The following is a 19,444-nucleotide window of genomic DNA, read 5'->3' as shown; positions in this document are numbered from 1 at the left end:
CTTAATCTTCAACGGATAAGGTTCCCAAGTATTTTGTTAGCGCGTTAATCTGCTCATCGGTCAGTTTTCCGTATGTATCTGTCATTCTGTTACCTTCTTTAACTGACTCAGGATCCTCTAACCATTTCTTTACGTTTTCCTCATTATTCTCGAGATATCCTGCAACGAGTGCACGATCAGCAAAGTTAGCTAAGCTAGGGGCAAGTCTGGCCTGTTCCGGCCTTTGGTCGTTGGAGTCAATGGCATGGCAGCCAATACAGCTCTTGTTGAAAATCTCCTGTCCCTCTTTTGCTGTGGCATCTGTCAATTCCACTTCAGATTGCTTTGTTTCTTTCATTTCCGCAACCCATGCATCATACTCATCCCTTGGCAATGCTTTTACCTTGAAGTCCATCAAAGCATGCGAAGGTCCGCATAGTTCAGCACATTTTCCATAGAACGTCCTTCCAGCCTCTTCACTTTTCCCCTCATTAAACTCAAGCCAGAATTCGTTCACATTATCTGTGTTCGTATCAAGCTTTCCGCCTGCTGAAGGAATCCAGAAGGAGTGCTTAACATCAGATGCCTTTAGATTAAAGTAAACCTTTTCATCAGTCGGCACGACAAGCTCCTGCCCTGTGATGAAGCCGTCATTTGGGTATTCAAACTCCCACCAATATAAACTGGCCCTTACATTAATTTGTACTGCAGTAGGATTCCCATCGGCGTCCTTTCCGTCCTTTGCTGATACGTCTGAGAAATAAAACGTATAGTAAATAGTCGGAACAGCCAATATGATCAATAATACGATTGGGATGACTGTCCAAAGGATCTCCAGCTTATGATTGCCTTCAATCTGCTTCGGAATAGAGTTGTCCCCTTTCTTGCGACGAAACTTTAAAAGTGCGAGAACAAACAAAATTACGACAACTATGATGACTAAAACCATGATGGATGTACTTAAAAGCATTAAGTCATATTGCTTCTTCGCTACCTCGCCTGCAGGGTTCAGCGCTGACAAATACGGTTGCCCGCATCCTGATAAGATTAGCGTGAACACTGCAATTAAGGAAGCAATTCGCCATTTTTTCATAGCAATGATCTACCCCTCTTTCGTGAAAAATTTCTTCTTTCCAAAGGACCATTTATATAATGAATTTCTTAAAGAAAGAACCCCCGTTGTTCAAAAAAGGTTAATCAATGAAATGATAACCATTGTAACGAATGATATCGTTAAATAATTCAAGGAATAAATGAACATCTTGCTAGCCCACTTCAAATCTTCTTCCTTCGTGAATTTCTTCTTAAAGGACAACCCCTTGATACTTAATAGAAGCCAGCCGATGTTCAACAAAGTAACCAGTACGACAATCGGCATGCCGATAGGCGCCAATAAAACAGGAATTGGCAGCAATAACACCACCCAAACGAGCATATGGACCTTCGTTGTATGGAATCCTTTCACAACTGGAAGCATTGGGATGCCTGCAGCCCGATATTCCTCCGTCCGTTTCATTGCCAGTGCATAAAAATGCGGCGGCTGCCAGACAAACATCAGCAAAAACAGCCCCCAGGCTACTGGATGAAGTGATGGATCGACGACTGCCCAGCCAATTAACGGAGGCATTGCTCCTGATATGCTTCCGACAACCGTATTCGATACAATTTTTCTCTTCGTCCAGATTGTGTACATCACTACGTAAGCAAAAACTCCAAACAATCCAAGCAATGCTGCTGTCGGTGATGCGGCAAATAGCATGAGCGTACCAATTAGTACCATAGCCAGCCCTGTATAAAGAACCTTTAACGGATTAACTTTGCCAGTTACCGTTGGACGTTTCTTCGTCCGCTCCATATAAAGGTCAATATCCCGGTCAATATAATTGTTCAAGCATCCTGACCCGCCGATAATAAGCGCGATGCCGACAACTCCAAGCAAAACAATATCCAAATTAGCAAAAAAATGCTGATCAGTGAAATATAATCCCAGCCAAATACCTGTAAATGCAGTTATAACATTGGAATTGACAATTCCAATCTTAATTAATACCAAAAAGTCCTTCAAAAGAGTGTTCCCCGTTTCCTTCTCCGTTTTCAGGCCTTCTTGGTTTTCAAATGAGGTGTGTGCAGCTGCTTTCGATTCCACGGATGATCCCCCCAATCAATAATAAATTCCAACATATCTATGAAAATTCCATTTCGGCCAAACCGCCAAGCATGCGTTTTCCAATATTTTACCTATATATATTTAAACATAGAAATTGCCTAATATGTGAATGAAATTTGTCTAAATTTTGTAATATGCGTGCCCTTGTCATTATATAGCGGCAAAATTAACCTGTAAATGATTATATTGTGACAATTTGTCAAATATATGAAAAAGCAAACTCTCCCTTATTTCTAACAAACTATACCGGAACTTTCAACTATTAACCCCCTTTAAACCTGTTCTAACTCCTTTTCCCTTTCCTATCGTGAAATATATTCATTCAATATCCTGTAAATCTATTGTCACAAATAACAAGGGAATAGAGCAAAATCGAATATTTCCTTTGTAATTCCCAGAAATATTCATTATGATATGTAAGTAATGATTATCCAAGATTGGTATTTTTATCATATTACATAAGCATGCATCCTTTCATTTTGACCTTTACTCTACTATCTATAAAGCAGGTGTATTATCAACATGCATACAAAGTTAAAATGGTTCTCTGTTATGACGACCTTTGTCATGCTTTGCATCCTCCTCGGGGGAGCACTTGTCACGAAAACCGACTCCGGTATGGGCTGCGGGCGTTCATGGCCACTGTGCCACGGACAGCTGATTCCCGAAAACATCACACCTGAGCTGGTCATCGAGCTGGCTCATCGGGTATTCTCCGGTGTCGGCACATTCATGGTTGCAGGCTTAGCCCTTTGGTCATGGAAGGCAATCGGCCGTATCAGAGAAACAAAATTTCTAGCTGTACTGTCTATTTCATTTCTCATTATTCAGGCATTAATCGGTGCTGCAGCAGTCATCTGGAGCCAATCAGACTTTGTCATGGCCCTTCATTTTGGAATTTCGTTAATTTCTTTTGCTGCCGTGCTGCTTCTCACCCTGCTGATCTTTGAGGTTGACAAAAAATTCGAAGCAGATCAACTGATTATCCCAAGACGGCTTTCTTTTCATTTCATTGCCATAACCATCTATTCTTACCTAGTCATCTACACGGGTGCTCTCGTTCGCCATACGGAGGCAAGTCTTGTCTGCCCAGATTGGCCATTTTGCTTTAATAATGCAGTCGGGTTTAACTATAATATGTACCAATGGATTCAAATGGGGCATCGCCTGGCTGCCGGCCTCTTGTTTATTTGGATTGTTTATCTGGCATTTGTTATCTGGCGTCATCATAGACATATCAAGGTCATGTTTCACGGCTGGAACATTGCCCTCATACTTGTTTCTTTACAAGTGATTGCCGGCGCCTTTATTATCTATACCCGTTCAAACCTTTATATAGCCTTAATGCATGCATTATTCATCTCATGTCTTTTCGGTCTCTTTTCTTACTTTCTTTTACTCGTGTCAAGAAACCGGAAGAATAGTCAGAGACTTTCTGCTGCAGACCGGAGCAATCCGAACAAGGAGCATTCAGATAAAACCTATACGGCCTTATGACGGATCATACATCCGATTCCTATCGATGCTTAATAGTGAGTTACCATCTAAACAAAAGGCTCTGTTAATTCAAGGTGTTGATTTTCGTTGCAGACGGCTGCGCACCTAGGGGCACTCGGGGAGCCTCCTTGAGTGCTTGTTCACATCTGCAGGGTCTCCCTGTCCGCTAATCTAAGCAAGGCGTCAACCGCCTTCCACCACATTCGACGGTATTCTCATATCTCAACATTCATCGTTAACAACACCACAAAAAAAAGCTGTACACCTGCTACTAACACAGATGTACAGCTTTATTCATGATTTATTTTTCCATTTCAAGCAATAGATCTCCGGTTTCTACTGCTTCACCGCTCACTACGTTAATCATTTTGATAACTCCGTCAAATGGGGCTTGTACAGTAGTTTCCATTTTCATCGCTTCAGTGATCATTAAATGATCGCCTTTTTTTACATGGTCTCCCTTTTGTACATTTACCTTCACGACAGTTCCTGGCATCGTAGCCCCAAGCTGTCCCGGGATGGAAGGGTCACTTTTCCTTTTGGTAACGGCCGTTGACTTAACGCTTTCGTCCTTAATCGACACTTCCCTAGCCTGTCCATTCAACTCAAAATACACGGTTCTCGTTCCATCAGCAAGTGGTTCGCCGATAGAGATTAATTTAATGATCAGTGTCTTTCCTCTTTCAATCTCAACCTCAATCTCCTCGCCTACTCTCATGCCATAATGGAAGGACGGCGTATCCAAAACAGAAAGGTCCCCATACGTCTTTCTCGCTGTTTCGTAATCCAGAAAGACCTTTGGATAAAGCGCATAGGCAAGCACATCGAACTGTGTAGCAGGATGAGTCAATTTAGCATCAAGCTCATCTTTTAATTGCTCGAAATTTACATCCTCTAAAAGCTCTCCAGGGCGGACCGTTATCGGCTCTTGCCCTTTTAGGATTACCCTTTGAAGTTCCTCAGGGAACCCACCATACGGCTGGCCAAGCTGACCGCTGAATAATTCGATGACTGAATCAGGGAAGTCAAGTGAATCACCATGTTTCAGTACATCCTGCTCTGAGAGGTGATTTTGCACCATGAATAGGGCCATGTCACCTACAACCTTTGAGGAAGGCGTTACTTTTACCAAATCTCCAAACAAGATGTTTACGCGGGCATACATTTCTTTTACTTCATCCCATCGGTCGGATAGCCCTACACCCTTCGCCTGCTGCTGCAGATTCGAGTATTGTCCTCCCGGCATCTCATGCTGATACACTTCTGTATGCGGGGACTTCATGCCGCTCTCAAAGTCCTGATAATAGCTTCTAACGCCTTCCCAGTATTGAGATAATTGCTCCACTGCCGCAATATCTGTCTGTGGCTGCCTTGGGTTCCCTTCCAGTGCATAATACAGCGTATTCAATCCAGGCTGAGAGGTTAATCCAGCCATGGAGCCAAGCGCGGTATCGACGATATCTACTCCTACATCAATAGCCCTTGTATACTGGAAGATTCCATTTCCGCTCGTATCATGTGTATGAAGATGAATAGGCAGTTCAACAGCCTCTTTCAGCTCAGACACTAATCGGTACGCCGCTTCAGGCTTCAGCAGTCCAGCCATATCCTTAATAGCAAGAATATGGGCCCCTTGTGCTTCCAGCTCCTTTGCCAGCTCCTTATAATAATTCAAGTCATACTTTGTTCTTGTTGGGTCTAAGATGTCTCCTGTATAGCAAATCGCAGCCTCTGCCACTCGATTCACATCACGGACTGACTCAATGGTCTTCTCCATCCCCTTCACCCAGTTCAAACTATCAAAAATACGGAAAACGTCTACACCAGCATAGGCCGATTTCGTAACGAACTCTTTAATGCAATTATCTGGATAATTGCTATAGCCAACCGCATTGGAAGAACGAAGCAGCATTTGGAATAACAGATTCGGCATTTCCTGTCTCAGCTTTAATAACCGCTCCCACGGGTCCTCCTTCAAGAATCGATAAGCTACATCAAATGTTGCTCCACCCCACAGTTCCATCGAGAACAAATTCGGCAGGAGCTTGGCTGTCGGCTCAGCGATGCGCAGCATATCCTGTGTCCGTACACGTGTTGCCAGCAAGGATTGGTGTGCATCCCTGAATGTCGTATCCGTAATAAGGACCTTCTTTTGTTCCTTTACCCATGCCGCTAATCCTTCAGGTCCTCTTGAATCAAGCAATTGCTTTGTTCCTGATTCATGGCTAACCCCCTTTGGGAGAGCAGGGATTTTGACCGGATCAAAATGCGGCTTTTCCTTTTTACCGATTCCTGGGAAGCCGTTCACAGTAACATTGGCTAAGTAGTTCAACATCTTTGTTCCCCGGTCCTTTTGTTCTGGGAAGACAAAGAGCTCAGGTGTCATATCGATAAAGGATGTGTCATATTCGCCCTTTAAAAATTTCTCATGTCCTATAACATTCTCAAGAAACGGGATATTCGTTTTTATGCCGCGAATCCGGAATTCACGAAGATTGCGGAGCATTTTCGCACTAGCCTGTTTAAATTCAGACGCATGGGTAGAAACCTTTACAAGCAAGGAATCATAATAAGGAGTAATGACTGACCCTTGATAAGCATTGCCTGCATCAAGGCGAACACCGAAGCCGCCTCCTGAACGGTATGCTTTAATGCGCCCTGTGTCCGGCATGAAATGATTCAGTGGGTCCTCGGTTGTTACCCTTGCTTGAATGGCATACCCATTTATTTTTAGATTCTCTTGAGCAGGGATATGCATATACTTGTCATGCAATCGATGTCCCTCGGCTATCATGATTTGCGACTGGACAATATCCACTCCTGTAATCATTTCCGTAATTGTGTGCTCTACCTGAACGCGAGGATTGACCTCAATGAAATAAAACTCATCTCCAGAAACGAGGAATTCAACCGTGCCAGCATTAACATACTGGACATTCTCCATTAATTGAACAGCCGCACGGCAAATTCTCTCCCGCAAGTCTGTGGATAAGGAAACGCTCGGTGCTACTTCAACGACTTTTTGATGGCGGCGCTGTACGGAGCAGTCACGCTCAAATAAATGAACGATATCTCCATATTGATCCCCAAGAATCTGGACCTCGATATGCTTAGGATTCTCGATGAATCGTTCCACATAGACTTCATCACTTCCAAACGAAGCCTTTGCTTCAGATTTAGCACGCTGATAGCCTTCTTCAATTTCACTCTCCTGCCGGACAATTCTCATCCCTCGTCCGCCGCCGCCAAGAGCAGCTTTAATGATTATCGGGAAGCCATTTTCCTTCCCGAAACGGATGACGTCATCCAACCCGGATACAGGGCCGTCACTACCTGGAATAATTGGAATACCAGCAAGCTTCGCCTGTTCCTTCGCCTTCACCTTGTCGCCAAACATATCCAGATGCTTTATCCCAGGACCGATGAAAATGAAACCTTCCTCATGACAGCGCTTGGCAAACTCAATATTTTCTGACAAGAACCCATATCCCGGATGGATGGCATCCGCACCGCTCATTTTCGCAATTTCAAGAATACCCTCGATATCAAGATAGGCATCAATCGGCTTCTTACCAGCACCGACCAAATAAGCTTCATCTGCTTTATAGCGGTGATAAGAAATGTAATCCTCCTTCGAATAGATTCCAACAGTCCGGATACCCAGCTCATTGCAGGCCCTGAACACACGAATAGCAATCTCTCCGCGATTTGCTACAAGAACCTTTTTTATTTTTTTCTTTTTTAAATCCTCTGTCTTCTTCATCAAGTTACCACTCCTCTAGCAGCTATTCTTTGCTGTTTTCTGTAAAAAAGACATAAAAAATGAGCAGGACACTTGTCCCTGCTCACAATTTACTACTTATCATCCGCTTATCATCCATTTGTTCCGGGGCGGCTTGTCCTTTCTTATAAAAAGCATCATACCTCGTCTTCATAGATACATTTACCAATATTCCAACTGATAGGAATAACTGAATAAGCGATGAGCCCCCATAACTAATAAACGGAAGAGTAACACCTGTAATCGGGATTAAACCAGTGATTCCCCCTAAGTTAATCATAGACTGAATGCCAATCATACTGGAAATTCCTGCTGCCAGCATACTTCCGAAAGGATCGTCGCTCTTAATGGCTGTACGGATCCCCTTCAGCACAATTGTCGCAAGGCAGATAATGACAAATGCCACACCAATCAAGCCAAGCTCTTCAGAAATAACAGCCATAATAAAGTCTGTGTGCGGCTCAGGCAAATACCCGTATTTCTGGGTGCTTTGTCCGAAGCCGACGCCAGTCAGACCGCCGTTACCGATAGCCACATATGAATTGACCAACTGGTATCCTTCATATTTCTCCGTAGAGAAAGGATCAAGGAAACCCGTGAACCTTTCTAAACGCTTCTCTGTGAAGATCTTATCTTTATTCAAGATGATGACTGGTATCGCGATCAGAATCGTTCCCAGAAGGATAGAAAGAAGCTTTGCAAAGCTCTTCCAATTCATTCCTGAACAAATGATAATCGTACAAGCGACCATAAAGATAATCATCGCCGTCCCAATATCCGGCTGCAGAACAATCAGCCCGCAGACGATCAATAAATAAACCAGCGGAGGAATGACTCCTTTATTAAATACGTTTATGTATTTCTGCTTTTTGGAATAGACAGCAGACAGGTAAATAATCACGCCAAGCTTAACAAACTCAGATGGCTGCAGGCTCCCAAGTGCCCCTAGCTTAAACCAGCTTTCTGCATTCCCGGCTGTATGACCGAAGAACTGCAAGGCAAACAGTCCAACAATGGAGCCGAACACAAGAGGCACCAATACTTTATTTGATTTATACAGCGGATAAGGAATGATTGCCATAATCGTAAAGAGAATTAAGCCGATGACTAAATGCCGAATTTGCTTCATATAGAAAAAATCGCTCGGCAAGTCCCATCTAGCTACAGCTGTCACCATACTTGAGCTGTATACCATAACAAGCCCAAAAATGCTCAAAACGAGAATGACAGCAATAAGCGTATAATCATACGATCTTACTATTCGTTTTAACATCATAATCATCCTTGCTCTAATTCGCATAGTGAATTTTGGTGTGTCATACATATTTATAAAACAAAAAACTCAAACAAATACTGTATCGTTTGAGTTTCGACTCTACTTATTTTCTCATGGAAGCATCATGAAGAGCGGATAATTCCTTCTCCAGAAACTCTAGCAAGCCTTTGCCGTCTTGTTCCTCTATTAACCCTAATCTAACAGCAAAGTCAATTTCTCTGGACAAGCCAAACATTTGTGTATCCAAAACCTCTTCATACAAAGGACATTGAGGCATAGTCAAGTTATCCATTTGAACCTTAATAAGTTTAAATATTTTATCAGCATCGGCCTTGAGTAATGCGTAGGCCTTTTCTTGATGATTGACAAGGATATCAGATGTCAATGTACAATCCCCCCATTATGGCCCAATGAACCAATCTATTATAAAATTTTACCCTTAAAACCCCAAAAATGCAAGGACAGTGAGGCAGACAATTGCTCTTTTATGTAAAAAAACAAGAATGTAAGATAGACGCGTATTACTGTACAAGAATTTGCAGGAATTATAAGATTAATAGGTAAAGGAGTGAGTGGGATGGCAGAAGTCATACAGATTAAAGGTAATGTGAAATACCCGATTTATATTGATGCAGGTGTTTGGATATTCGATGAGCGAAAATTCAATATAGAGGACTGGCATCCTGAAGAGCATTCAAAGGATGACAGCGAGCATGAGAGCTATTTGAAATCCGTCTCTTCCCAATGGGACAAGGAAATCATTGAGGGCTCCTCACCTCCTCCAAGCGAAAAACCTGCCCGAAAGACGAAAAAGCAGGAGCTTCTTGAAGGAAATTTTGTCATCGCTTTCAAGCCGTTTATTTTGAACACTGAACCTATGCCTGATGCTGCCAAGGTCATCATACATACCCGCACAGAAGAGCTGGAGTATCCTTTAGAAGAAGCCTTGGCTTTTATCGCCGGCTTCTCCTCAAATGGCAAACCGCTCTCACATGAAGAGGGAGGACCCCTTTACCTCTACAAAGGGGATGGCTCTAATCGAAATGAGCCCATTAAGAATATAATAAGCATTACGGTTATCTAAAGGATAGGGAGCACCAATTAAAAGGTGCTCCCTATTATTAATATCACCTTACAGCAGATCTGCAGCCAGCTGGGCCAGTTCAGAACGTTCTCCCTTTACCAGGTTGACATGCCCTGCAATCGGCTCCCCTTTAAACTTCTCAAGAACATAGGTCAATCCATTATTCCCTTCATCTAAATAGGGGTGGTCGATTTGTGCAGGGTCGCCAAGAAGAATAATCTTGCTGCGCTCCCCTACCCTCGTCATGATGGTTTTAACCTCATGCTTCGTCAGGTTCTGAGCCTCATCCATGACGATGAAGCTGTCCGGCAGACTCCTGCCTCGTATATAAGTCAGCGCCTCTACTTCGATGGAATGGATACCAGCTAGAATGGAATCTAGTTCTCCTGGTTTCTTTGTATTGAACAAGTACTCGAGATTATCATAGATAGGCTGCATCCACGGTCTCAGCTTCTCTTCCTTTTCTCCGGGCAGAAACCCAAGATCCTTTCCCATTGGCACGATTGGCCTTGATACAAGAAGCTTATTGTACTCCCCTAGATCTTCGGTTTGCAAAAGAGCTGCAGCTAGTGCTAACAGGGTCTTTCCTGTACCTGCCTTACCAGTCATTGTTACAAGCTGGATATCCTTTCTCAGAAGCAATTCAAAAGCCATATGCTGTTGAGCATTGCGTGGTTTTACTCCCCATATTTGCTCATGGTTGTATCTCGACTTCACTATTCTATCTCCGTCTCGTACAATCCCAATGGCTGACAAAGAGGGAACCTCATGGTTTTTCATGATGATAAACTGATTTGGGTATACCGTTTCACCAATCAATGCATCCTCAAGAGGGATTTCCCCTTTAGAGTAGAATTGATTGATTGCCTCCCGTTTTACATAAGCCTCTTTGAAGCCTGCATACTGCTGATTAACCGTTACAACACGGTCACTTAAGAAATCCTCCGCAATCAAGCCGATAACATCTGCCTTCACTCTCATTAATATATCCTTTGAAACGAGTATAACGGCTTTTCCATCTGCTTTGGTCTCTTCTTCCAGAGAAAGATTTTTCGCAACCGCCAATATACGGTTATCATTTGATTTCTCAAGGAAATAATCCTGAACATTTTGGATCGAGCGATGATTCAGTTCTATCTTCAGCTTCCCGCCATTATGCAAAGGGATTTTCTCATGCAATTTCCCGGTCGTTCGAAGCTGGTCAATCAATCTTGACACATAGCGTGCATTCTTTCCTACTTCGTCTAGATTTCGCTTCTTTGAATCCAATTCCTCTAACACAACTGCCGGAATAACCACCTCATTATCAGAGAATGAATAAATTGACATTGGATCTTGCAGCAGCACATTCGTATCCAGAACATAGATTTTGCTCAAACCATATCCTCCTGTCCCCAGTAAATTATCCAGCCATGTTTTTTATTTCAATAACAATTTATGTCCGGGACAATCTTCATGCTCAAATATATGAGCTTTCATTCAAAAAAAGACGGCTATGACAAAAAAGACAAAATTCCGAGCCAGGTCATCACCCAAAAAACGTCCGTCCTCTCTACAAGCTTCTGCAAAAATGATATACTGGTGGAAGAGAAATGGATTGGGGTGTTAACATGAGAGTGAAATGTGTGATTTGCGATAAAATCGAATCCATCGAGGACGAAACATTGATGGCCAAAAGGCTTCGCAATCGTCCCATTCATACATATATGTGCAACGAATGCAGTGAACGTATAACAGAGCGTACGAACGATAGGAAGGAAACCGGGAAATTCCGCCTGTATCGTGCCGCAAAAAACGAGGATAATTGGTAAAAGGCGAAATGTGAATAAAAAAAGAGAAATGGATGATCCATTTCTCTTTTTTTATTCGGAAGGAAATTGTTCATAGCGTTCCGGATGTTTAAGAATCTGCTTAAGCATGACCTCAACCATCTCCTCACGGTAGCGGAACTGATCTTCCTTTCCATCCTTTGTGAAGACGACTGTATACCAGCCGTCCTTTTTCTCATAGGCATAACGGTCAATCCCGTGATCCTCCTCTAAGTTCTTCTCGAACATTTGAACGGTGTCACGTGCTGCCGTATCATCAGGCCTGACATCATAAACGATTCGAATGGTAAGCCAATTATAGACCGCATCCATTAGAACATTCATCAGCCAGCATCCCTTCCTTCTTCCTCAATCTCCCGTCTCATTTCTTTATGAAGGCGGTATTTATAAAGCGCTAGGAATACTGCCGCCACTGCCAATACTTCTGTAACCGGCAGAAACAAAGCAAGGAAGGTAAGGAAAGAACAAGAAAAAGCCATGATCCCATAGACAACGATTGTTTTCCCCCATGATAGCTTTCTCGCAAAGCCAAGCTTAAAAACTAAGCCGCTAAGTAGAACAATGGTCAAGTATAACGCCCACATTCCAATCTTCGTATACGCTGGGTCACCTACCCTGTATAACTCGGCAAAGAACGGCAAATTACTTGTAATATCCACTCTAAATAGCACTCCCTCTCCCCAAAAGGTAATGATTATTCAGCGAGTTTCTTCTTCTTAGCTGCCTTTTCACGTTCATTTTTCTCAAGGATTTTCTTACGCAGACGGATGGATTCTGGAGTAACCTCGCAGTATTCATCATCGTTCAAATATTCAAGCGCTTCTTCAAGTGACATGATTCTTGGTTTCTTCATTGTCACCGTGTTATCCTTGGTTGCTGAACGTACGTTAGTTTGTTGTTTCGCACGAACAATGTTTACAGTCAAATCATTCTCACGGTTATGTTCTCCGACAATCATTCCCTCATAGATTTCCGTACCCGGCTCAACAAAGATTACGCCGCGGTCCTCTACTTGGATGATACCATATTGGGTTGCTTTTCCTGTCTCCATGGAAACAAGCACCCCTTGTCTTCTTCCGCCTACTTGACCAGCTTGCATTGGCTGATAAGAATCGAATGTATGGTTCAAGATTCCATATCCGCGTGTCAATGTAAGGAATTCAGTTGTATATCCAATCAATCCACGGGATGGAACATTAAACACAAGGCGAACTTGTCCGCTTCCGTTATTGATCATATCAAGCATTTCGCCTTTTCTTTCCCCGAGAGATTCCATAATGGCACCTGTATACTCTTCAGGGATATCCACTTGAACACGCTCAACAGGCTCACATCTTACGCCATCAACTTCACGGATAATAACTTCAGGTTTTGAAACTTGAAGCTCATATCCCTCACGGCGCATATTCTCAATCAAGATTGATAAGTGAAGCTCACCACGTCCGGATACGATCCACGCATCTGGAGAATCTGTTGGATCAACTCTCAATGATACATCCGTTTGAAGCTGTGCCATTAAGCGTTCTTCGATTTTACGGGATGTTACCCATTTCCCTTCACGGCCTGCAAATGGGCTGTTATTGACGACAAATGTCATTTGAAGGGTAGGCTCATCAATACGAAGCACTGGCAGCGGATCTTGAGCATCAACAGGACAGACGGTCTCACCGACATTGATGTCCTCCATTCCGCTGACAGCAACTAAATCACCAGGGAATGCCTCATCAATTTCCACACGTTTTAATCCTTGGAATCCAAAGATTTTTGTTACACGGAAGTTTTTCGCTGTACCATCAAGTTTCATCAAGGAGACTTGCTGACCAACTTTCATGGTTCCGCGGAAAACACGTCCGATTCCAATTCTTCCTAAGTAGTCGCTGTAATCAAGAAGGGCTACTTGGAATTGTAGTGGCTCTTCACGGTTGTCAACAGGAGATGGAATGTTTTGAACGATTGATTCAAACAAGCATTCCATATTCTCTTCCTGATCAGCTGGATCCGGGCTTAATGATGCCGTTCCGTTAATACCTGAAGCATAGATGACAGGGAATTCCAATTGGTCTTCTGTCGCGTCAAGCTCGATGAATAAATCAATAACCTCATCGACTACTTCCTCCGGTCTTGCAAAATCACGGTCGATTTTATTGACGACAACGATTGGTGTCAATTTTTGCTCAAGCGCTTTTTTCAAAACGAAGCGTGTTTGCGGCATACAGCCTTCATACGCATCGACGATTAAAAGTACGCCGTCAACCATTTTCATGATCCGTTCTACTTCGCCGCCAAAGTCAGCATGTCCAGGTGTATCCAAAATATTGATACGTGTATCTTTATAGTTAACCGCCGTATTTTTAGCCAGGATGGTAATACCGCGTTCTCTTTCAAGATCATTTGAATCCATTGCACGTTCAGCGACCTGCTCATTTGAACGGAATGTACCAGCTTGTTTTAACAGCTGATCCACCAATGTAGTTTTACCATGGTCAACGTGAGCAATAATCGCTATATTCTTAATATCATTTCTGTATTGCAACCTATTTCAACTCCCAGTTTTTATGCATATTGTAACCAACCTTCCCATTATACCATACTGAAAGTAGAAAACCGCCAACATTTTGTGTACAATGATGATTAAGATTGGAGTGTGATACTTTTGAATATTAAAATTGTTTTCTTAGCTTTATCCCTATTGGCTGTTGCCAGCCTTTCGGGCATTGCCATCTCCATTTCCGAGGGAAGTGCCGTTTTTAGCATGATCAGCTTAGCTGCATTCATCGCAATTATGGGCAGCGGATTCACCCTAAAGAAACGCTGGAGAGAAAAATTATAAAGCCGTACGATACAATAATTAGGCAATTCTCCCACATTTTATCTATTTTTGCAACAAAAAAGCATCCGCTATTAAACCGGATGCTCCAATTAACGCCGGCAAGCCTATTCCTGCCGGCGTTTTCCATGCTTATTCACGTTAAATAATGCTCCATGATAACTTTGTGAAGCTGTGGAGTAGTCGCTATCAGCGAGCTCTTATTCAAATAATCAATAGGGCTTCCATGAAGATCCGTCACTATACCGCCGAGCTCTTCAATGATAATCGTTCCCCCGGCAAAATCCCATGGGGCGAGACGCATGGAAATATAGGCGTTCATCCTCCCAGTAGCCACATAAATCAGCTCTAAAGCTGCTGATCCGTATGACCTTGTCCCCCGCACGTCTCTAACAAGCTTAGCAGTGATATTCTTATCGATTTTCTTATTATCTGTCAGCCATATGGCGTTCAGCCCAACAATGGATTCTTCAAGCTTCGCCTCCTGCATAGGGGCTATTTTCTTTTCGTTCAAGTAGGCCCCTTCTCCTTTAATGCAGTGATACAATTCATCATGAACCACATCATAAATCAGACCGATCCTTCCAATGCCATTCTCTACAATTCCAATAGAGATAGCAAAGTTTCTTTGCTGGTGCACAAAATTCATTGTCCCGTCAATCGGGTCGATAATCCACACTATGCCCTCCAGCTCCTTTAGATCATGGCCAGCCCCCTCTTCCCCAAGCACCTTATGCTCAGGGAAGCGCTCAGCAATTCGCTTCAAGAAGAACTGTTCAACATCCTTGTCCATATTCGTGACTAAATCATTCATGTTTGATTTCGTTTCTATATTCAGGCTCGTTTCAAAGGAATGGATAATTCTCTGACCGGCTTCTTTCATCCATTGAACGGCTTGTGCATGTATTTCTTTCATACCTGCCATTTCTCCCACCTCAAATCCAAAAGTCCTTCAGACCTTATTATGTATATAATTTACAGTTTAATCCCGTCAGGCAAAATAAACAAGAAAAGACAGACCATGAAAGATGAACATGAAATCCGTCTTTTCCGCTTGCTTTTCGCATCAAAATTGCCTTTGTACGTATCAATCAAATCGCTTTTAAGCGCATCAATTCTCTTCGTATTCTTTCAAGTTTTTGCTTTGATTTCGTCTTTTGCTTTTCATTTTGCTGCTCCATTGCCTCAAATAAGGTGGCAAGCTCATAGTCCATTTCCATTCTAAGGACCGCTTTCCGATGTCTTTCTACTTCCGTCGCTTTTAAAACATGATTGACTGCTTGTTTCATAGAAATCCACTCCTTAATATATTTGAAAATTCAGTTATTTAATTGTAATTTGTATATAGTATGTCTTCCTCAATACATTTGCAACCAAAATGCACAGATGCCCAGTTACCCAAGCTTTATCCTATTTCTCCATAGTATTCTTATGGTAAAATAAACGAGAATAGGAGGGAAACTTATGACATTCAAAGGCTTTACGAATGATGATTTTAATGTATTTCAAATAGATGGTTTAGATGCACGGATGGATGCGATTAAAACAATCATCCGCCCTAAGTTCGAACTGTTAAGCGATGTATTTACGGAAGAGCTTTCAGTATTAACAAAAGAGCCCATGTATCCTCACATTGCTAAGCATGCCAGACGCACCATCAACCCGCCTAATGATACGTGGATTGCCTTTTCTTCCAATCCGCGCGGCTACAAAATGGTTCCTCACTTCCAAATAGGACTATGGGAAACCCATTTATTTATTTGGTATGCTGTCATTTATGAGGCAAAAGGGAAAGAACCGATAGGACAGCACTTTTTATCAAGAACACAAGAAATCCAAGAATCCATCCCGGCAAATTACGTCTGGTCAATCGATCATATGAAACCCGATGTCATTCATCATGATACTTTATCCACAGAAGATTTAAACAAGATGTTTGAGAGATTGGCTACTGTGAAGAAGGCGGAGCTTCTATGCGGTTTCCAGCTATCTCGTGACGAGGCTGTTAAGATTCCCGGGGATGAATTAATTGAGATGATCCGTGATGTGTTTGTACATTTATTACCCCTCTATAATGTCGAATAAACTCAAAAAACATGGAGGGACTGTTTAGAAAAACAGTCCCTCCATGTTTATATTTTCATTTGTGTGCTTCTTTTGAAAGAAGGCGCCATTTACATTCTGACAAGCTCTCCATCCTGGCTTTTCTTGGCTTTCTGCATAGCTCGATAGCTTGAGTAACCGCTCACTTCCTCAAACTCGCCGCACACTTTCTTCTCCTCCGCTATGGAAGGAACAATCTGCTTAAAATCCTTATAAAGCATCATTAACTCTTCACGTGGAATGCCTTTCTCATAGGCTTTTTCAATTCCTTGAAAGTATGAAATTACCTTAACGATTTCATCTGTTTTCCACGTATAATCGATTGGATATTGATAATCCATGCTATACACCTCTTCTGTCATATTCTTCGTTTGTCAGCTGTATTGCCATCGGGTTCGGATTACCTTGGCTTGGCTCAGCATTTGGTCAAACAACTCCTCGACGGTCGGCTCATCAGATATAAGCCCAATCGCCTGTCCAGCCCAGCCAAAGCCTGCCTCATGGTTCCCTTCATAAATAAATTTCTTATTCGTCTCCCCACTAATATAATCCTTCAGATCTTCATATGTACAGCTTTTACTCTCCATTGAAAGAATGGAGGCCGTGTGTGCATTGGAAATAGCTCTGCCAGGAGTTCCAAGGGTTTTCTTGATCACGACAGTGTCCTTCTCTGTCCCGTGGATAATCGCTTCTTTATAGGCAGGATGAGCGTGGACACATTCCTTCACTGCAATAAAACGGGTACCCATTTCAATCCCTTCCGCTCCAAGTGCTAGAGCAGCCATCATTCCCCTTCCATCTGCGATACCTCCTGAAGCAACAACTGGAATCGAAACGGCATCCACCACTTTAGGTACAAGAACCATCGTGCTCAGCTCATCTCTTCCAAGATGTCCCCCGCCCTCATTTCCAACGACCATTACGGCATCTGCCCCAAGCTCCTCTGCTTTGACAGCTTGTCTGACTCCAGCCGTCAAAACAAGCTTCTTCACGGAAGTCCCTTTTAGCATATTTAGAAAGGCAGCTGGATTACCGCCAGTTACGGACATGGCTTCAATACCTTTATCTACAGCAATTTGAACAAACCTTTCATAATGCCTTCCATGTGTCCCAATCGCAAAGTTAACCCCAACCGGCTTATCTGTCAATATCCGTACTTTATCAATCTCCTCAGCCAGCTCCTCTGGACTGCCTAATGATAAGGCCGTAATTTGACCTAGCCCGCCAGCATTTGATACAGCTGCCGCTAAATCAGAATAGGCCAAATAGGCAAGTCCCCCCTGAATGATTGGCAGTTTAATTCCGAGTAAATCCGTTAATCTCGTTTCCCACATACCATTCCCTCCCCGCAATGATTGTATCCCCTTGAAATCCTTCTTGTACACACCTATTATACAATACTTTCCATATCCATTTTCATCCATTATGAACTCAGGACGAAACAAAAAGGGCAGCCTGCAATAAGCAGCGGCTGCCTTAGCTCTTAACATAGATGATTTCTTAGTCAGATTGGTAACTAACTAGATTCATCGTTAAATAAGATTATTTAGCAAGAAATGAACCGGTCCAGCGACAAATGATTACTTTTCGTGGCAATTATGGCAATCAGCGCAATTAGCGTATAATACAGTCACTTTCTCGTCTTCAAAATGATCAATGGTTGTATTACATCCTGTACATACGATTGTACCCATTCATTTCACTCCTTCAATTAATTTAATCGCTTTATAAAGAAAGCGCTTTACTACTATATACACCATAATAATATAACACATTTAAAAAAACAAGCCTAAATTGTATGTAATATTTAAAAATAATATATCCTTTTACCCATAACCCTTTTGTTAAGAATTCCCTTCTGAACCTCTAACTCTCATGGTAAACTATTTTACAAGGATTACCATTCAAATAAAGGAGGCTTATATGTCACTTCGATCCTATATCAGACTGCAAAATCAAACCATCTCAATTGAAGAAGTACAGAAAATGATTGATGACTATCGTCAATCCGTCCAAAAAACTGGTAAGCAATTAGACTATTCCTATGAAGAGAAAGCTTTTCCCTATTCCATCTTCACCCCTGAAAATCAAGGCAGTGGCGAATGTCTCTATCTCTCTTCAAAAGATCCTGACTATCACCTGATTAGAATAGGGATTGGCGAAGAGCCAATACCCGGTATGAAGGGTGATTTATCCCCTTATATCGAAATTAGCCTTGAGAGAAACTCGACATTCGCAGATAAAGGAAAAGCAAATGAACTGGCCAAATATATGGCTAAAAAGAAGCAAGGGGACCTTCAGCTCTTTAACGGCAGAATCATGCACTTTCACAAATAATAAAGGGGACCAGCCCGTGAAAGGGCTGGTCCTCTTTAATTTAATCCATATGATGACTTAATGTGTTTAATTGCCAATAAACGCCGTACTGATCAATCAATTGACCATACAAGGAGCTCCAAGGGGTCTCCTGCAAGGGCATGATGATTTTTCCGCTTTCTTTCAACCGATCAAAAAGCCGTCTTGTCTCCTCTGCATCATCTGACTGTATGGCTAACGTAATATGGTTACCTAAATGAAATGGATGACCAGGCTGATTGTCCGACAGCATGAATTCAGCTTCACCAGCCTTAACCAATGCATTCAGGACCAATTTCTTGTTCGCCTCAGGCATTGGATTTTCAGGGTTATCTGGTAAATCGCCAAATGTCTGGAGATTGTGAATCTCCGCCCCTAATGCTTGTTCATAAAATGATAAAACCTCTTGACCATTGCCATTTGTGACTAAATAGGGAGTCAGTGCCTTAATCAACTTAAAACCACCTTTCCTCATATCAGAGTTACAAATCACTTAAAGACAATCACTTCCTTTAGGTAAATTATACCAACAAGAACAGAGAATTG

General features: G+C 42.4%; 22 protein-coding genes. 7 read left to right on the top strand and 15 right to left on the bottom strand.

Annotated elements, in window-relative coordinates; genetic code table 11:
• Position 1: 1 nt before the first annotated feature.
• Positions 2-1,072 (bottom strand): cytochrome c oxidase subunit II, encoded by a 1,071-nt coding sequence (gene coxB / locus ACY8DX_RS06900; protein ID WP_049671539.1) that lies wholly within the window; start codon positions 1,070-1,072, stop codon positions 2-4.
• A gap of 90 nt (positions 1,073-1,162) precedes the next feature.
• Positions 1,163-2,125 (bottom strand): heme o synthase, encoded by a 963-nt coding sequence (gene cyoE, locus ACY8DX_RS06895; protein ID WP_439803418.1) that lies wholly within the window; start codon positions 2,123-2,125, stop codon positions 1,163-1,165.
• Positions 2,126-2,668: 543 nt separating this feature from the next.
• Between cyoE and ACY8DX_RS06890 the strand changes: the two genes are divergently transcribed.
• The gene (locus ACY8DX_RS06890; protein WP_049671540.1) at positions 2,669-3,643 is read left to right on the top strand and encodes a COX15/CtaA family protein; all 975 of its coding nucleotides are present in this window, start codon (positions 2,669-2,671) and stop codon (positions 3,641-3,643) included.
• Positions 3,644-3,944: 301 nt separating this feature from the next.
• Here the strand turns inward: ACY8DX_RS06890 and pyc are convergent, their stop codons facing one another.
• The 3 genes from pyc to ACY8DX_RS06875 all read right to left on the bottom strand — a co-directional run bounded on the left by pyc (position 3,945) and on the right by ACY8DX_RS06875 (position 9,085).
• Positions 3,945-7,406, bottom strand: coding sequence for a pyruvate carboxylase (pyc, locus tag ACY8DX_RS06885; RefSeq protein ID WP_462406445.1), 3,462 nt, complete (start codon positions 7,404-7,406; stop codon positions 3,945-3,947).
• Positions 7,407-7,488: 82 nt separating this feature from the next.
• Complete coding sequence (locus ACY8DX_RS06880) at positions 7,489-8,697, bottom strand: FtsW/RodA/SpoVE family cell cycle protein (protein ID WP_462406904.1); 1,209 nt, start codon at positions 8,695-8,697, stop codon at positions 7,489-7,491.
• Positions 8,698-8,803: 106 nt separating this feature from the next.
• Entirely contained in the window at positions 8,804-9,085 is a 282-nt protein-coding gene (locus ACY8DX_RS06875; RefSeq protein ID WP_049671543.1) for an Fpa/YlaN family protein, read from the bottom strand.
• 192 nt (positions 9,086-9,277) lie between these two features.
• Between ACY8DX_RS06875 and ACY8DX_RS06870 the strand changes: the two genes are divergently transcribed.
• Entirely contained in the window at positions 9,278-9,784 is a 507-nt protein-coding gene (locus tag ACY8DX_RS06870) for a hypothetical protein (protein WP_049671544.1), read from the top strand.
• A 48-nt stretch (positions 9,785-9,832) separates the two neighbouring features.
• On the opposite strand, the gene ACY8DX_RS06865 is transcribed toward ACY8DX_RS06870, so the two are convergent.
• Complete coding sequence (locus ACY8DX_RS06865) at positions 9,833-11,161, bottom strand: PhoH family protein (RefSeq protein ID WP_439803420.1); 1,329 nt, start codon at positions 11,159-11,161, stop codon at positions 9,833-9,835.
• A 60-nt stretch (positions 11,162-11,221) separates the two neighbouring features.
• On the opposite strand from ACY8DX_RS06865, the gene ACY8DX_RS06860 reads away from it, so the two are divergent.
• Together ACY8DX_RS06860 and ACY8DX_RS06855 are read left to right on the top strand one after the other, a co-directional pair.
• A complete protein-coding gene (locus tag ACY8DX_RS06860) occupies positions 11,222-11,398 on the top strand; it encodes a hypothetical protein (protein WP_462406444.1) in 177 nt (58 codons plus the stop codon).
• A complete protein-coding gene (locus ACY8DX_RS06855; protein WP_049672970.1) occupies positions 11,395-11,595 on the top strand; it encodes a YlaI family protein in 201 nt (66 codons plus the stop codon). Before ACY8DX_RS06860 ends, ACY8DX_RS06855 begins: the two co-directional genes overlap by 4 nt.
• A gap of 51 nt (positions 11,596-11,646) precedes the next feature.
• Here ACY8DX_RS06855 and ACY8DX_RS06850 read toward each other — a convergent pair whose 3' ends face one another.
• The 3 genes from ACY8DX_RS06850 to typA are packed head-to-tail and all read right to left on the bottom strand — an operon-like array spanning position 11,647 to position 14,146.
• On the bottom strand, positions 11,647-11,937 hold the full coding sequence (locus tag ACY8DX_RS06850; protein WP_439803421.1) for a hypothetical protein: 291 nt from the start codon (positions 11,935-11,937) through the stop codon (positions 11,647-11,649).
• Entirely contained in the window at positions 11,937-12,272 is a 336-nt protein-coding gene (locus tag ACY8DX_RS06845) for a YlaH-like family protein (RefSeq protein WP_049671547.1), read from the bottom strand. Before ACY8DX_RS06845 ends, ACY8DX_RS06850 begins: the two co-directional genes overlap by 1 nt.
• Before the next feature lie 35 nt (positions 12,273-12,307).
• Positions 12,308-14,146, bottom strand: a complete 1,839-nt coding sequence (gene typA, locus ACY8DX_RS06840) for a translational GTPase TypA (RefSeq protein WP_049671548.1) — start codon at positions 14,144-14,146, stop codon at positions 12,308-12,310.
• 120 nt (positions 14,147-14,266) lie between these two features.
• Here typA and ACY8DX_RS06835 point away from each other — a divergent pair, with 120 nt between their 5' ends.
• Complete coding sequence (locus ACY8DX_RS06835) at positions 14,267-14,443, top strand: DUF5325 family protein (protein ID WP_439803422.1); 177 nt, start codon at positions 14,267-14,269, stop codon at positions 14,441-14,443.
• A 133-nt stretch (positions 14,444-14,576) separates the two neighbouring features.
• Here ACY8DX_RS06835 and ACY8DX_RS06830 read toward each other — a convergent pair whose 3' ends face one another.
• Together ACY8DX_RS06830 and ACY8DX_RS06825 are read right to left on the bottom strand one after the other, a co-directional pair.
• Complete coding sequence (locus ACY8DX_RS06830) at positions 14,577-15,365, bottom strand: inositol monophosphatase family protein (protein ID WP_049671549.1); 789 nt, start codon at positions 15,363-15,365, stop codon at positions 14,577-14,579.
• 166 nt (positions 15,366-15,531) lie between these two features.
• Positions 15,532-15,729, bottom strand: a complete 198-nt coding sequence (locus ACY8DX_RS06825; RefSeq protein WP_049671550.1) for a hypothetical protein — start codon at positions 15,727-15,729, stop codon at positions 15,532-15,534.
• Positions 15,730-15,904: 175 nt separating this feature from the next.
• Between ACY8DX_RS06825 and ACY8DX_RS06820 the strand changes: the two genes are divergently transcribed.
• A complete protein-coding gene (locus ACY8DX_RS06820) occupies positions 15,905-16,525 on the top strand; it encodes a YktB family protein (RefSeq protein WP_049671551.1) in 621 nt (206 codons plus the stop codon).
• 89 nt (positions 16,526-16,614) lie between these two features.
• Here the strand turns inward: ACY8DX_RS06820 and ACY8DX_RS06815 are convergent, their stop codons facing one another.
• From ACY8DX_RS06815 to ACY8DX_RS06805, 3 genes are all read right to left on the bottom strand, one after another.
• Complete coding sequence (locus ACY8DX_RS06815; RefSeq protein ID WP_049671552.1) at positions 16,615-16,884, bottom strand: UPF0223 family protein; 270 nt, start codon at positions 16,882-16,884, stop codon at positions 16,615-16,617.
• A gap of 33 nt (positions 16,885-16,917) precedes the next feature.
• Positions 16,918-17,877 (bottom strand): NAD(P)H-dependent flavin oxidoreductase, encoded by a 960-nt coding sequence (locus ACY8DX_RS06810; protein WP_049671553.1) that lies wholly within the window; start codon positions 17,875-17,877, stop codon positions 16,918-16,920.
• Between the two features lie 246 nt (positions 17,878-18,123).
• Positions 18,124-18,237, bottom strand: a complete 114-nt coding sequence (locus ACY8DX_RS06805) for a GapA-binding peptide SR1P (RefSeq protein ID WP_082197143.1) — start codon at positions 18,235-18,237, stop codon at positions 18,124-18,126.
• A 229-nt stretch (positions 18,238-18,466) separates the two neighbouring features.
• Between ACY8DX_RS06805 and ACY8DX_RS06800 the strand changes: the two genes are divergently transcribed.
• On the top strand, positions 18,467-18,880 hold the full coding sequence (locus tag ACY8DX_RS06800) for a DUF1885 family protein (RefSeq protein ID WP_049671554.1): 414 nt from the start codon (positions 18,467-18,469) through the stop codon (positions 18,878-18,880).
• Positions 18,881-18,920: 40 nt separating this feature from the next.
• Here ACY8DX_RS06800 and ACY8DX_RS06795 read toward each other — a convergent pair whose 3' ends face one another.
• The gene (locus ACY8DX_RS06795; protein ID WP_462406443.1) at positions 18,921-19,373 is read right to left on the bottom strand and encodes a VOC family protein; all 453 of its coding nucleotides are present in this window, start codon (positions 19,371-19,373) and stop codon (positions 18,921-18,923) included.
• Positions 19,374-19,444 lie beyond the last annotated feature (71 nt).

It is taken from the genome of Gracilibacillus sp. Marseille-QA3620, assembly GCF_054950035.1.
The sequence above is the reverse complement of the archived record's forward strand: the minus strand, read 5'-3'. Positions and strand labels throughout refer to the sequence as shown.